The organism is Georgenia sp. H159, from assembly GCF_035607575.1.
In the GTDB taxonomy this organism is placed as follows: Bacteria; Actinomycetota; Actinomycetes; order Actinomycetales; family Actinomycetaceae; genus Oceanitalea.
This window is the reverse complement of the sequence record NZ_JAYDZY010000013.1, coordinates 1-13,881: the sequence shown is the minus strand read 5'-3', so window position 1 is coordinate 13,881 and position 13,881 is coordinate 1. Positions and strand designations below refer to the sequence as shown.

General features: G+C 73.9%; 13 protein-coding genes and 1 pseudogene. 13 read left to right on the top strand and 1 reads right to left on the bottom strand.

Annotated features, from left to right (window positions below; all coding sequences use genetic code 11):
- Positions 1-46: 46 nt before the first annotated feature.
- Complete coding sequence (locus tag VR894_RS15900; protein ID WP_324653095.1) at positions 47-505, bottom strand: hypothetical protein; 459 nt, start codon at positions 503-505, stop codon at positions 47-49.
- Positions 506-736: 231 nt separating this feature from the next.
- Here VR894_RS15900 and VR894_RS15895 point away from each other — a divergent pair.
- From VR894_RS15895 to tyrS, 13 genes and pseudogenes are all read left to right on the top strand, one after another.
- Positions 737-970 (top strand): annotated as a pseudogene (locus tag VR894_RS15895) (response regulator transcription factor); the annotation flags it as partial.
- Between the two features lie 26 nt (positions 971-996).
- Positions 997-2,115 (top strand): winged helix DNA-binding domain-containing protein, encoded by a 1,119-nt coding sequence (locus tag VR894_RS15890; protein ID WP_324653093.1) that lies wholly within the window; start codon positions 997-999, stop codon positions 2,113-2,115.
- Positions 2,116-2,140: 25 nt separating this feature from the next.
- Positions 2,141-2,638 carry a flavodoxin domain-containing protein gene (locus VR894_RS15885; protein WP_324653092.1) on the top strand — a complete coding sequence of 166 codons (498 nt, stop codon included), beginning with the start codon at positions 2,141-2,143 and terminating at the stop codon, positions 2,636-2,638.
- 59 nt (positions 2,639-2,697) lie between these two features.
- Complete coding sequence (gene argC / locus VR894_RS15880) at positions 2,698-3,774, top strand: N-acetyl-gamma-glutamyl-phosphate reductase (RefSeq protein ID WP_324653090.1); 1,077 nt, start codon at positions 2,698-2,700, stop codon at positions 3,772-3,774.
- The gene (gene argJ / locus VR894_RS15875) at positions 3,771-4,967 is read left to right on the top strand and encodes a bifunctional glutamate N-acetyltransferase/amino-acid acetyltransferase ArgJ (RefSeq protein WP_324653088.1); all 1,197 of its coding nucleotides are present in this window, start codon (positions 3,771-3,773) and stop codon (positions 4,965-4,967) included. The genes argC and argJ overlap by 4 nt, the downstream gene beginning before the upstream one ends.
- Positions 4,964-5,890: an acetylglutamate kinase gene (argB, locus tag VR894_RS15870; RefSeq protein WP_324653087.1), complete on the top strand. Its 927-nt coding sequence runs from the start codon at positions 4,964-4,966 to the stop codon at positions 5,888-5,890. Before argJ ends, argB begins: the two co-directional genes overlap by 4 nt.
- Positions 5,887-7,131 (top strand): acetylornithine transaminase, encoded by a 1,245-nt coding sequence (locus VR894_RS15865; RefSeq protein WP_416380855.1) that lies wholly within the window; start codon positions 5,887-5,889, stop codon positions 7,129-7,131. Before argB ends, VR894_RS15865 begins: the two co-directional genes overlap by 4 nt.
- Positions 7,128-8,069 carry an ornithine carbamoyltransferase gene (gene argF, locus VR894_RS15860; protein ID WP_324653085.1) on the top strand — a complete coding sequence of 314 codons (942 nt, stop codon included), beginning with the start codon at positions 7,128-7,130 and terminating at the stop codon, positions 8,067-8,069. The genes VR894_RS15865 and argF overlap by 4 nt, the downstream gene beginning before the upstream one ends.
- A complete protein-coding gene (locus VR894_RS15855; protein WP_324653084.1) occupies positions 8,066-8,638 on the top strand; it encodes an arginine repressor in 573 nt (190 codons plus the stop codon). Before argF ends, VR894_RS15855 begins: the two co-directional genes overlap by 4 nt.
- A complete protein-coding gene (locus VR894_RS15850) occupies positions 8,635-9,924 on the top strand; it encodes an argininosuccinate synthase (protein ID WP_324653083.1) in 1,290 nt (429 codons plus the stop codon). Before VR894_RS15855 ends, VR894_RS15850 begins: the two co-directional genes overlap by 4 nt.
- Positions 9,917-11,353: an argininosuccinate lyase gene (gene argH / locus VR894_RS15845; protein WP_324653081.1), complete on the top strand. Its 1,437-nt coding sequence runs from the start codon at positions 9,917-9,919 to the stop codon at positions 11,351-11,353. The genes VR894_RS15850 and argH overlap by 8 nt, the downstream gene beginning before the upstream one ends.
- Positions 11,350-11,961, top strand: coding sequence for a DNA-3-methyladenine glycosylase (locus tag VR894_RS15840; RefSeq protein ID WP_324653079.1), 612 nt, complete (start codon positions 11,350-11,352; stop codon positions 11,959-11,961). The genes argH and VR894_RS15840 overlap by 4 nt, the downstream gene beginning before the upstream one ends.
- Before the next feature lie 107 nt (positions 11,962-12,068).
- Positions 12,069-13,337, top strand: coding sequence for a tyrosine--tRNA ligase (tyrS, locus tag VR894_RS15835; RefSeq protein WP_324653077.1), 1,269 nt, complete (start codon positions 12,069-12,071; stop codon positions 13,335-13,337).
- Positions 13,338-13,881 lie beyond the last annotated feature (544 nt).

The window sequence follows — 13,881 nt, the reverse complement described above, 5'->3', positions numbered from 1 at the left end:
GCGGGGACCGTGCGGGACTCGACCGGTGCCCCCCGACCGGGCGCGGTCAGCGAGTCGCGGACGAGCCGCCCTCGCGGGTCACGTCGCCGTCCGCGGCGTGCCGGCCGTGGGTCGGGCCCTCTGCGGGGTGGCGCTCGTCCAGCGAGTCACCGGTCAGGTCGGGGTCCAGCGCGTCCGCGTCGGCGCGCTCACGCTCGACCTGGGCCCGCACCTCGTCGGCCGACTCGGTGCGCTGACGCGCCTCCTGCTCCTTGCGCTCGGCCTCCACCTTGGCCCGCTGCGCGTCGGCCTGTGCCTGGAGGGCGGCCGCCTCCCGCTCCCGCGCGGAGATGTCCTGGTCCTCGGCGTGCCTGCGCAGGTCGCGGGCGTGCTCGCGGTTCTCGCGCTCGCGGAGGGCACGCTCCTCCTGCTCACGCTGCTTGCGCTTCTTGGTGGCCGTCAGCACGAGGGCGATGACGATCGCCAGCACGACGACGCCGATGACGATCCAGATCCACGGTTCCATGACTAGCTCCTCTTCGTCGGGAACCCCCATGCAACTGGAGACCGTGCGTCCCCGCGACCCGAGGGGGTGCCCACCTCCCTCCCGGTAGGGCGTGCCCCCGGGCGAGGACGCCGGGAGGCACCAGTGATCCGGGCCCGGCGGAGGCGAAGGCTGGGAGCATGCTCCCCTCGACGCACCTCCCGGCGCCCGGACCCGCCCGCCGGCCCGCCGTGGTGGTCTACACCCGCCGCTCGGCGCGCGCGGCCGCTGGACCGCCTCACGCCGCGGGAGCGGGAGGTGCTCGCGCTCATGGCCGAGGGACGGACCAACGGCGCCATCGCCCGGGCGCTGGTCGTCACCGCCAACGCGGTGGAGAAGCACGTCGCCGCCATCCTGGACAAGCTCGACCTGCCGCCCTCCGGTGACGACCACCGCCGGGTGCTCGCGGTGCTCCAGTGGCTCCGGTCGAATGAGGACGCCCGCTGACCGCATCCGGTCCTAGGGTTCCTTCCATGCTGAGCGACCACGACATCGCACGGTGGCGGCTGCGCAGCCAGCGCCTCGTCGAGCCGCACGCCCCGACGGCCCTGGACGCGGTCGGCGGTCTGCTCGCCGTCCAGGCCGAGAACCGCAGCCAGGCGGCGTGGGCCGTCGCCTGCCGGACCGCCCGGCCCGACGCCGGCGAGCTCGACTCGCTGCTCGACGCCGGCGAGGTCATCCGCACCCACGTGCTCCGCCCGACCTGGCACGTCGTGGCCGCCGCCGACGCGAGCTGGCTCATCGAGCTGACGGCGCCGCGGGTCCGGCCCGTCGTCCTGCGGCAGCTCACCGACCTCCACGGGTGGACCACCGAGCAGCTCGACCGGGCGGTCACGGTGGTGACGGAGAGCCTCGGCGCCCGCACCGACCAGGACCGCGCCGAGCTCACCGAGGCGCTGAGCGCCGACGGGCTCGAGATCAGCGGTCACGAGCTCATGCTGCTGCTCGCCCTCACCGAGCTCGACCGGCTCGTCTGCTCCGGGCGCGAGCGGGGCAGCACGCACACGTACGCGCTGTTCGCCGACCGGGTGACGGCGCCCGTGCACCTGGACCGCGAGGAGGCGCTGGCCGAGCTCACGCGCCGCTACGTCTCGGGGCACGGCCCCGCCACCGAGCGCGACCTCGCCTACTGGGCGACGCTCACGCTCACCGACGTGCGGCTTGGGCTGGAGCTCAACCGGGACCGGCTCGCGTCCTTCACCCACGACGGGCGGACCTTCTGGCACGCCCCGGACGCGGAGCCACCCCGCGACGCCGGCCGGCCCGTGGGTCACCTGCTGCAGATCCTCGACGAGACCTACCGCGGCTACCAGGACAGCCGCATGGTCCTCGACGCGGAGGGGATCGCCCCGCGCGGCCGGGAGACGGCGATCGGGATGGCGCTCGTCGACGCGCAGCTGGTCGGGGGCATGAAGCGGACCGTCGGGTCCCGGGTGCGGTTCGAGGTGATGCCCTACCGTCCCCTGCGGCCGCCGGAGCTCGCCGCCCTCGAGGAGGCCGCCGCGCGGTACGGCGCGTTCCTGGGCCTCGAGCACGACCTCGACGTGTGGCTCCCGGACCGGGCAGAACGGACGAAAGTCCCTCGCGCGTAGCTGTGCCGCCCGGCACAGTGGAGGCATGGACATCCTCGTCGTCGCCGCCTCGAAGCACTCCTCGACCGCCGAGATCGCGGACACGATCGCGGGCGAGCTCGAGTCCCTCGGGCACGTCGTGCGACGGGAGCCGATCGACGCGGCCGGCATCGGCGGTGCGGACGCCGTCGTGCTCGGCTCCGCCGTGTACATGTCGCGCTGGATGGCACCGGCGCGCGACTTCGCCGAGCGTCACCGCGCCGCCCTCGCCACCCTGCCGACCTGGGTGTTCTCCGTCGGCCTCGCCGGCGCCGAGGCCGACGAGCCCGAGAAGGTCGAGGCCCGGATCGTCGAGGCGATCGACCCGGTGGGGACCGCGACCTTCCCCGGCCGCCTGGACCCCACGCTCCTCAACCTCCGGGAGCGTTCGGTCACCCGCCTCACCCGCGCCGCGGAGGGGGACCAGCGCGACTGGGACGCGGTCAAGACCTGGGCCCGCCTCATCGACACCGAGCTCAGCGAGCACCTCGCCACCTCCGGGTGACGCCGGGCGCCGACACGGGCGGCCACTGACTGGCGAGCCATTCACCACTGTGTATAGTTATGCGGGTGACTGTGTCAGTAGCCGTAGCCGGGGCCAGCGGGTACGCCGGGGGTGAGGTCCTGCGCCTCCTCCTCGCGCACCCCGACGTCGAGATCGGTGCCCTCACCGCCAACGCCAGCGCCGGCGACAGCCTGGGCCGGCACCAGCCGCACCTGCTGCCCCTCGCCGACCGCGTCCTGGAGCCGACCGAGCCCGCCCGGCTCGCCCAGCACGACGTCGTCGTCCTCGCGCTGCCGCACGGCGCGTCCGGTGAGCTCACCGACGCGCTGAGCGCCCTCGGGGGGCCGGCACCGCTGCTCGTCGACTGCGGCGCCGACCACCGCCTCGAGCACGCCGAGTCGTGGGACCAGTTCTACGGCGGCACCTTCGCCGGGGCGTGGCCGTACGGGCTCGCCGAGCTCCGTCACGCGGGGGAGTCGGGGACCGCCGCCGCGCAGCGGCAGATCCTTCGCGACGCGCGGACGATCGCGGTGCCCGGCTGCAACGTCACCGCGGTCACCCTCGCCCTCCAGCCCGGCGTGAGCGCGGGTGTCGTCGACCCGAGCGACGTCGTCGCGGTCCTTGCCAACGGGTACTCCGGCGCCGGGAAGTCGCTCAAGCCGCACCTCCTCGCGAGCGAGGGCCTGGGCACCGCCACGCCGTACGGCGTCGGCGGGAGCCACCGGCACGTCCCCGAGATCGAGCAGAACCTGCGCCGCGCAGGCGCCGCCGACGTCCGCCTGTCCTTCACCCCGACGCTCGTGCCGATGGCCCGGGGAATCCTCGCCACCGTCTCGGCCCCGCTCGCGGCGGGGGCGACGCCCGACCACGTCCGGGAGGCCTGGTCCGGCGCCTACGCCGCGGAGAGGTTCGTCCGCCTGCTGCCCGAGGGGCAGTGGCCGACGACGGCCGCGACGCTGGCCACGAACACCGCCCACGTCCAGGTGACCGTCGACGAACGGGCCGGACGCGTCGTCGTCGTCTGCGCCATCGACAACCTCGGCAAGGGCACCGCCGGCGCGGCCGTCCAGTCGATGAACCTCGCGCTCGGGCTGCCCGAGGACGCGGGCCTCACCACCGTGGGGGTGGCGCCGTGAGCGAGGGCGTAGTCTCGGCGGGAGTCACGGCGGCGGCCGGGTTCCGGGCGTCGGGCACCACGGCAGGTCTCAAGGCGTCGGGCAGGCCCGACCTGGCCGTCGTCGTCAACGACGGACCGCTCCGCACCGGCGCCGCGGTCTTCACCTCCAACCGGGTCGTCGGCGCCCCCGTGCTCTGGTCGCGTCAGGTCGCGTCCGACGGCGTCATCGGCGCCGTCGTGCTCAACTCCGGCGGGGCCAACGTCTTCACCGGGCCCGAGGGCTTCCAGGACGCCCACGGGACCGCCGAGAGGGTCGCCGAGGGGCTCGGGATCGGCGCGGGTGACGTCGTCGTCTGCTCCACCGGCCTCATCGGCGTCCGGCTCGCCCACGAGAAGCTCTTCGCCGGCATCGGCCCCGCGATCGCGGCCCTGTCCGCCGACGGTGGGCACGACGCCGCGACCGCGATCATGACCACGGACACGGTGCCCAAGACGGCGCACGTCACCGTGGAGGACGAGACCGGAACGTGGACGGTCGGCGGGATGGCCAAGGGGGCCGGGATGCTCGCTCCTTCGCTCGCCACCATGCTCGTCGTCGTCACGACCGACGCCGTGGTCGACGCGGAGCAGGCAGACGCAGCCCTCCGGGCCGCGACCCGCACGACCTTCGACCGCATCGACTCCGACGGTGCGATGTCCACGTCGGACACCGTCACCCTCCTCGCGTCCGGTGCCAGCGGAGCAGCCCCCGACCCCGCGGCCTTCGCCGCCGCCGTCCGCGAGGTTTGCGCGCGGCTCGCCCGCGCGCTCATCGCCGACGCGGAGGGAGCGAGCCACGACGTCGCGGTGCGCGTCGTCGGTGCGAGCAGCGAGGACGCCGCCGTGGCCGTGGCCCGCGCCGTCACCCGCTCCAACCTCGTCAAGGCCGCGATCTTCGGCAACGACCCGAACTGGGGCCGCATCATCGCGCAGGTCGGCACCGTCCCGGAGGACGTCGCACCCTTCGACCCCACCCGGCTCGACGTGACGATCAACGGCGTCCAGGTGTGCCGGGCGAGCGGGCCCGCCGCGGACCCCTCCACCGTCGACCTCGCCGCCCACCGGGAGGTGCACATCGACATCGACCTGCACGCGGGTGACGCGGAGGCGACGGTGTGGACCAACGACCTCACGCACGACTACGTCCACGAGAACAGCGCGTACTCCACATGAGCGAGCTCCCCGACAGTCTGCGCCCCGACCAGAAGGCCGAGGTGCTCATCCAGGCGCTGCCCTGGCTCGAGCGCTTCTCCGGCACCCGCGTCGTCATCAAGTACGGCGGCAACGCGATGGTCGACGAGCGCCTCCAGCGCGCCTTCGCCGCCGACGTCCACTTCCTCCACCAGGTCGGCATGCAGCCCGTGGTCGTCCACGGCGGCGGCCCGCAGATCTCCTCCATGCTCGACCGCCTGCAGATCGCCTCGGAGTTCCGCGGCGGGCTGCGGGTCACCACCCCCGAGGCCATGGCCGTCGTCCGGATGGTGCTCACCGGCCAGGTGCAGCGCGACCTCGTCTCGCTGCTCAACGAGAAGACCGCCCACGCGGTGGGCATATCCGGGGAGGACGGCGGCCTGCTGCGCGCCGAGCGCCGCACCGCCGTCGTCGACGGCGAGCCGGTCGACGTGGGCCTGGTGGGCGACGTCGTCGAGGTCCACCCGGCCGCCGTCGACGACCTCCTCGCCGCCGGCCGCATCCCGGTGATCTCCACCATCGCGCCCGACGTCCGCGACCGGACCCAGGTGCTCAACGTCAACGCCGACACCGCGGCCGCCGCCCTCGCCGTCGCCCTCGGAGCGCGCAAGCTCGTCGTCCTCACCGACGTCGAGGGCCTCTACCGCGACTGGCCCGACCGCTCCTCGATCGTGCGCCGCATCACCGCCGCCGACCTCAGCCTCATGCTGCCCGACCTCGAGTCCGGGATGGTCCCCAAGATGGAGGCCTGCCTGCGTGCCGTGCGCGGCGGGGTGCCGCAGGCGCACATCATCGACGGCCGCCAGCCGCACTCGGTGCTGCTGGAGATCTTCACCGACGAGGGCGTGGGCACCCTCGTCCTGCCCGACTGGGCCAGCACGTCCACCCACCCGGAGGTCCCGTGACCGACATCGTCCTCGAGACGCACCAGTCCGCCACCGTGTGGGCCGAGCGCTACGGCAACGCCCTGATGAACACCTTCGGCCCGCCGCAGCGCGTCCTCGTGCGCGGCGAGGGCGCCTGGGTGTGGGACGCCGACGGCGGGCGCTACCTCGACCTGCTCGCCGGCATCGCCGTCAACTCCCTCGGCCACGCGCACCCCACGCTCGTCTCGGCCGTGTCCGCGCAGCTCGGGACCCTCGGCCACGTCTCCAACTTCTTCGCCACCCCCACCCAGGTGCACCTCGCGGAGCGGCTGCTGGAGATCGTCGAGCCGGGCGGCGCTCCCGCCGGGTCCCGGGTCTTCCTCGCCAACTCCGGCACCGAGGCGATGGAGGCGGCCTTCAAGCTCGCCCGGCGCCACGGGGAGGGCACCCGCCCGCGGATCCTCGCGCTCGAGGGAGCCTTCCACGGCCGCACCATGGGCGCCCTGGCCCTCACCCACAAGGCTGCCTACCGCGACCCGTTCGCCCCCCTGCCCGGCGGCGTGGAGCACCTGCCCTTCGGCGACGTCGACGCGCTCGCCGCCGCCATGGACGACGACGTCGCCGCCCTCGTCCTCGAGCCGCTCCAGGGCGAGGCCGGGGTGCGTCCGCTGCCGCCCGGCTACCTCGCCGCCGCCCGCGAGCTCACGTCGCGCCACGGGGCGCTGCTCGTCCTCGACGAGGTGCAGACGGGCATGGGCCGCACCGGCCGCTGGATGGCCCACCACCACGACCACGTCGGTGGCGGCGTCGTGCCCGACGTCGTCGTCCTCGCCAAGGGCCTGGCGGGCGGGCTGCCCATCGGCGCCGTCGTCGCCCTGGGGGAGCGGGCCGCGACGCTGCTCGGGCCCGGCCAGCACGGGAGCACCTTCGGCGGGAACCCGGTCGCCTCGGCCGCGGCCCTGGCCACCATCCACGTCATCGAGCGCGACGGCCTCCTCTCCGCCGTGACCCAGCGTGGCCGGCAGCTGGCCGACGGCATCGCCGCGCTCGGGCACCCGCTCGTCGCGGGCGTCCGCGGGGAAGGCCTGCTCCTGGCGGTCATGCTCGACCGGCCGGTCGCCGCGCAGGTCGCCCAGGCGGCGCTCGCGGCCGGCTACATCGTCAACCCCGTCGCCCCCGACGCCGTCCGGCTCGCCCCGCCGTTCATCCTCGGCCAGGACCAGGCCGCCCAGTTCCTCACCGACCTGCCCACCGTGCTCCACACCGGAGGTGCCGAGTGACCACCCACTTCCTGCGCGACGACGACCTCACCCCCGACGCCCAGCGCGCCGTCCTCGAGCTCGCCCAGCAGCTCAAGTCCGGGGCCGTCGCGCCCCGCCCCCTCGAGGGCCGGGCGGTCGCCGTCATCTTCGACAAGGCCTCCACGCGCACCCGGGTCTCCTTCTCCGTCGGCGTCCACGAGCTCGGCGGCTACCCCCTCGTGCTCGACTCCGCCACGACCCAGTCCGGGCGCGGCGAGTCCGTCGAGGACACGGTGCGCGTCCTCGACAGGCACGTGGCCGCCATCGTGTGGCGGACCTACGCCCAGGCCGGGCTCGAGCGCGCGGCCGCGGTCAGCGCCGTCCCGGTCGTCAACGCGCTGACCGACGAGTTCCACCCGTGCCAGGTGCTGGCCGACCTGCAGACCGTCGCCGAGCACTGCGGCGGCCTGGCCGCCGAGGGCCCCGCGCTGGCCGGGCGCTCCCTCGCCTACCTGGGTGACGGCGCGAACAACATGGCCCACTCCTACCTGCTCGGCGGGGTGACGGCAGGCCTGGACGTGCGGATCGGCGCCCCCGCGGACTACGCGCCCGACCCCGCCGTCGTCGACCGCGCCCACGCGATCGCCTCCCGGACCGGCGGCAGCGTCCTTGTCACGACCGACGCCCGGGAGGCCGTCGACGGGGTCACGGCGGTCGCCACCGACACGTGGGTGTCGATGGGGCAGGAGCAGGAGGCGGGCGACCGCGAGTCGCCCTTCGTGCCCTACCGCGTCGACGAGGACCTCATGGCCCGTGGCAACGACGCGGTCTTCCTCCACTGCCTGCCCGTCTACCGGGGGCTGGAGGCGACCGCGGAGGTCGTCGACGGCGACCGGTCGGTCATCTGGGACGAGGCGGAGAACCGTCGTCACGCCCAGAAGGCCGTCCTGCTCCACCTGCTGGGCGGGCTGACATGAGCATCCCGGTCACCCGGCCGGCGCGTCACGCGCTCATCGCGCGCCTGCTCAGCCAGCAGCGGATCTCCTCCCAGAGCGAGCTCAGCGCCCAGCTGGCCGACCACGGCGTCCAGGTCACCCAGGCCACCCTGTCCCGGGACCTCGTCGAGCTGCGCGCCGGCAAGGTCCCGACGCCGGACGGCCGGCAGGTCTACGCCCTGCCCCAGGAGGGAGCCGCCGGGGCGATGGCCCCGCCGGTGGCCCCCGAGGAGGGGCACGGTGCCGCCCGCCTGGCGCGCTGGTGCGGCGAGCTGCTCGTCTCTGCCGACCACGCCGGCGCGCTCGTCGTGCTCCGCACCCCCGCCGGCGCCGCCCAGCTGCTCGCCTCCGCCGTCGACACCGCGGTCCTGCCCGGTGTCCTCGGCACCATCGCCGGGGACGACACCGTCCTCGTCATCGCCCGCGACCCGGAGGCCGGCGCCGATCTCACCGACCGGCTCCTGTCCCTGGCCGCCCCCAGCAACCCCGTTGCGGCCCGTGCCGCGAACGGGCGTCCCACCGCACCATCCATCGAAAGAGACCACGCATGACTGAGAGCACCGCCCCCGCCACCGCCTCCGCCTCCGGCAAGGAGCGGATCGTCCTCGCATACTCCGGCGGGCTGGACACCTCGGTGGCCATCGGCTGGATCGGGGAGCAGACCGGCGCCGAGGTCATCGCCGTGGCCGTCGACGTCGGCCAGGGAGGCGAGGACCTCGACGTCATCCGCCAGCGCGCGCTCGACTGCGGCGCGGTGGAGGCCTACGTCGCCGACGCACGTGAGGAGTTCGCCACCGAGTACTGCATGCCGGCGCTCAAGGCCAACGCCCTCTACCAGGACCGCTACCCGGTGGTCTCGGCGCTCTCCCGCCCCGTCATCGTCAAGCACCTCGTGCGCGCCGCCCGCCAGTTCGGTGCCACGACGGTCGCGCACGGCTGCACCGGCAAGGGCAACGACCAGGTGCGCTTCGAGGTCGGCATCACCTCCCTCGCCCCGGACCTCAAGTGCCTGGCCCCGGTCCGTGACCTCGCGCTCACCCGCGACGTCGCCATCGACTACGCCCAGCGCCACCAGCTGCCCATCGAGACGACGAAGAACAACCCCTTCTCCATCGACCAGAACGTCTGGGGCCGGGCCATCGAGACCGGCTTCCTCGAGGACATCTGGAACGCCCCCACCAAGGACGTCTACAGCTACACCGACGACCCGGCCTTCCCTCCGGTCCCCGACGAGGTTGTCATCACCTTCGAGGAGGGCGTCCCGGTCGCTCTCGACGGCGTGCCGGTGACTCCGCTCCAGGCCATCCAGGAGCTCAACCGTCGCGCCGGCGCCCAGGGCGTGGGCCGCATCGACATCGTCGAGGACCGCCTCGTCGGCATCAAGTCCCGCGAGGTCTACGAGGCCCCCGGCGCCATCGCGCTCATCACCGCCCACCAGGAGCTGGAGAACGTCACCGTCGAGCGCGAGCAGGCCCGCTTCAAGAAGGGTGTCGACCAGCGCTGGACCGAGCTCGTCTACGACGGCCAGTGGTTCTCCCCGCTCAAGCGGTCCCTGGACGTGTTCATCGACGACACCCAGCGCTACGTCTCCGGCGACATCCGCCTCCTCCTGCACGGGGGCCGTGCCGTCGTCACCGGCCGCCGCAGCGACTCCAGCCTCTACGACTTCAACCTCGCCACGTACGACTCCGGAGACACCTTCGACCAGTCCAACGCCAAGGGCTTCATCGAGATCTACGGCATGACGTCCAAGCTCTCCGCCGCCCGGGACGCGACCTTCGGCAACGCGGTCGACCTCGGCCAGGGCACCGAGCTGGAGGCCGCCGACCATGGCTGAGGCGCCGCTGAGCCTGTGGGGAGGGCGCTTCTCCGGCGGGCCGGCCGACGCCCTCACCGAGCTGTCCCGCTCCACGCAGTTCGACTGGCGGCTGGCCCGCCACGACATCGCCGGGTCCCGGGCCCACGCCCGGGCGCTGGCGACCGCCGGCCTGCTCGACGACGCCGAGCTCACCGGCATGCTGGCCGCGCTGGACCGGCTGGAGGCCGACGTCGTCTCCGGCTCCTTCGCCCCGCAGCCCGACGACGAGGACGTCCACACCGCGCTCGAGCGCGGCCTCATCGAGCGGGCTGGGCCCGAGCTGGGCGGCAAGCTGCGCGCCGGGCGGTCGCGCAACGACCAGATCGCCACGCTCGTGCGCTCCTACCTGCGGGAGCAGGCCCGCCTCCTCGCCGACGGGGTGCTCGACGTCGTCGCCGCTCTCGTCGACCAGGCGGACACACACCCGGGTGCCGTCATGCCGGGACGCACCCACCTCCAGCACGCCCAGCCGGTGCTGCTGGCCCACCACCTCCTCGCGCACGCGTGGCCGTTGCTGCGCGACGTCGAGCGCTGGGCGGACTGGGACCGGCGGGCCGCCATCTCGCCCTACGGCTCCGGCGCGCTCGCCGGCTCGTCGCTCGGTCTCGACCCGCGCGCGGTGGCCGCGGACCTCGGCTTCGCCGACTCGGTGGAGAACTCGATCGACGGCACCGCCGCGCGGGACGTCGTCGCCGAGTTCGCCTTCGTCGTCGCCATGGTCGGCGTGAACCTGTCGCGGATCAGCGAGGACGTCGTCGTCTGGGCCACCCGTGAGTTCGGCTTCGTCCGTCTCGACGACGCCTTCTCCACCGGCTCCTCGATCATGCCGCAGAAGAAGAACCCCGACGTCGCCGAGCTCGCCCGCGGCAAGGCGGGCCGGCTCATCGGTGACCTCACCGGGCTGCTCGCCACGCTCAAGGGCCTGCCGCTCGCGTACAACCGTGACCTGCAGGAGGACAAGGAGCCGGTGTTCGACGGCGTCGACACCCTGTCCGTGCTGCTGCCCGCGGTCTCCGGCATGGTTGCCACCCTCACGTTCGAGACGGAGCGGATGGCCGAGCTCGCGCCGCAGGGCTTCTCCCTGGCCACCGACATCGCCGAGTGGCTCGTGCGCGAGGGCGTGGCGTTTCGGGACGCCCACGAGATCGCCGGGGCCTGTGTGCGGGTGTGCGAGGAGGCGGACAAGGAGCTCGCCGACCTCACCGACGCCGAGCTCGCGCGGATCTCCCCGCACCTCTCGGCGGAGGTCCGCTCGGTGCTCACCGTCGAGGGCTCCGTCGCGTCGCGCAACGGGCGCGGCGGGACCGCGCCGGACCGGGTGGCCGAGCAGCTTCGGGGCGCCCGGGCCCAGCTCGGCCGGCTGCGGGAGTGGGCCGGCACGCAGAGCGGAGCACCGGCCGCGTCGTGACCGCGCTCGACCTCACCCGCACCTCGCTCGACGTGGCACCGCGCCTGCTCGGCGCGCACCTCACCGTGCGCGACGACCGGGGCGCGGTGACGGTCCGCCTCACCGAGGTCGAGGCCTACGACGGCGGCAACGACCCGGGCTCGCACGCCTACCGCGGGCTCACCCCGCGCACCGAGGTGATGTTCGGGCCGCCCGGCCGGCTCTACGTCTACTTCACCTACGGCATGCACTGGTGCGCGAACGTCGTGTGTGGCGAGGAGGGCCGCGCCAGCGCGGTGCTGCTGCGCGGCGGCGAGGTCGTCGACGGGCTCGAGCTCGCCCGGTCCCGCCGGGCGGCTGCCCGCCGCGACATCGACCTCGCGCGCGGGCCGGCCAGGATGGCCCAGGCGCTGGGCCTGACGGGCGAGGACAACGGCGTGACGCTCAGCGCCGGAGGACGCGCCGAGCTGTCCGGGCCGGACCGGCCCGCGGCGCGGGTGCAGACCGGACCACGGGTCGGCGTCGCAGGCCCCGGCGGCGACGCCGAGGCGTTCCCGTGGCGCTTCTGGCTCACCGACGACCCCACCGTCTCGACCTACCGGCCCGGCGTGCGTCGTCGTCGTCGATAGCACCGGACCCGTCGCGTCGGCTGGAACGGGAACGATCCACCGGAGCGGACGAGGCACACTAGACCCCGGGCCGGTCCCCGGTCCTCACCGATCAGGAGGCAAGCAACGTGAGTGACATCCTCGACGAGCTCGAGTGGCGCGGGCTCATCGCCCAGACCACGGACCGCGACGCCATCGGCGCCGCACTCGCCGAGGGGCCCGTCACCTACTACTGCGGCTTCGACCCGAGCGCCCCGAGCCTCCACCACGGCCACCTCGTCCAGCTCATCACGCTGCGCCACCTGCAGCTCGCCGGGCACCGCCCCCTCGCGCTGGTCGGCGGTGCCACCGGGCTCATCGGGGACCCCCGGATGTCGGGGGAGCGAACGCTCAACGACCGCGCCGTGGTCGCCGAGTGGACCGAGCGTCTCCGGTCGCAGATCGAGCCCTTCCTCGACTTCGGGGGCGAGCACGCCGCCCGCATGGTCAACAACCTCGACTGGACCGACGGGCTGACCGCCATCGACTTCCTGCGCGAGATCGGCAAGCACTACCGGCTCGGCACCATGCTGGCCAAGGACACGGTCGCGCGCCGGCTGGCCAGTGACGAGGGCATCTCGTTCACCGAGTTCAGCTACCAGATCCTCCAGGGCATGGACTTCCTCGAGCTCAACCGCCGGTACGGCTGCACCCTGCAGACGGGCGGGAACGACCAGTGGGGCAACCTGCTCTCCGGGGTGGAGCTCGCACGAAAGGCCGACGGGACCACGGTCCACGCGCTCACGACGCCGCTCATCACCAAGGCCGACGGGACGAAGTTCGGGAAGACCGAGGGCGGGGCCGTGTGGCTGGCACCGGACATGATGAGCCCGTACGCCTTCTACCAGTTCTGGCTCAACACCGAGGACGCCGACGTCGAGCGCTTCCTCAAGATCTTCACCTTCCGCAGCCGGGAGGAGATCGCCGAGCTCGCGGCCGCGGTGGCCGAGCGACCCCAGGCCAGGGAGGGCCAGCGTGTCCTGGCGCAGGACGTCACGAGCCTCGTCCACGGCCCGGAGGCCACCGATCGCGTGGAGCGTGCCTCGCGGGCGCTCTTCGGCCGCGGGGACCTGCACGACCTGGACGAGGAGACCCTCGGACACGCCGTCGCCGAGCTCCCACGCGGTGACGCGGTGGTGGGGGAGTCGAACGTCGTCGACCTCCTCGTCGCCACGGGTCTAGCCCCGGGGAGGTCCGCCGCCCGGCGCACCGTCGCCGAGGGCGGTGCCTACGTCAACAACGCCAAGGTCACCGACGAGGACCACGTCCTCGCACCGCGGGACCTGCTCGCCGGGCGCTGGGTCCTGCTGCGCCGCGGCCGCCGCAACCTGGCCGTGGCCGAGGTGGCGCGCGCCTGACACGCACCCCCAGCTCACCCCGTCCACCCGAACGCCCCGCCGGCACCACCGGCGGGGCGTTCGCCGTGCCGGCCGGTGGCAACGGGCACCACCGCCTAGCAGACGTCCTCCGGAGGCCCGCGCACCACGCCGTGTGAACGACCTCTCAGGACCCGAGCTGGGCGGCGTGCGGGCTCGGAAGGCCCACCGACACGACAAAAGCCCAGGTCAGACGGGGGTTCCGAGCGGCAAGCCAGCCTTCGGCCGCACGTTTGACGCGACCCCCCGGCCCGCGTAATGTTTCACCTCGTTGCCCCCCAGGGAGGCACGGACACCAGGGCCTGAGGCCCGGTGGCCGGTCCCGGGGAGGCGAGTCCGACACCGAGGGAGTGAGACACAGTCTCGCCCGACGGGTGTGGACACCGAGAGGTGCAGGTCACGTCGACCGAGGTTGGCGAGACGGGCCCGCTCGGGTAGCATGGAGAGTCGCCCCGGTCCGGGGCTGGTCCTGGTGGGCTGGTTCTGGCGGTGTGTGTCTGTTTCTTGAGAACTCAACAGTGTGCCA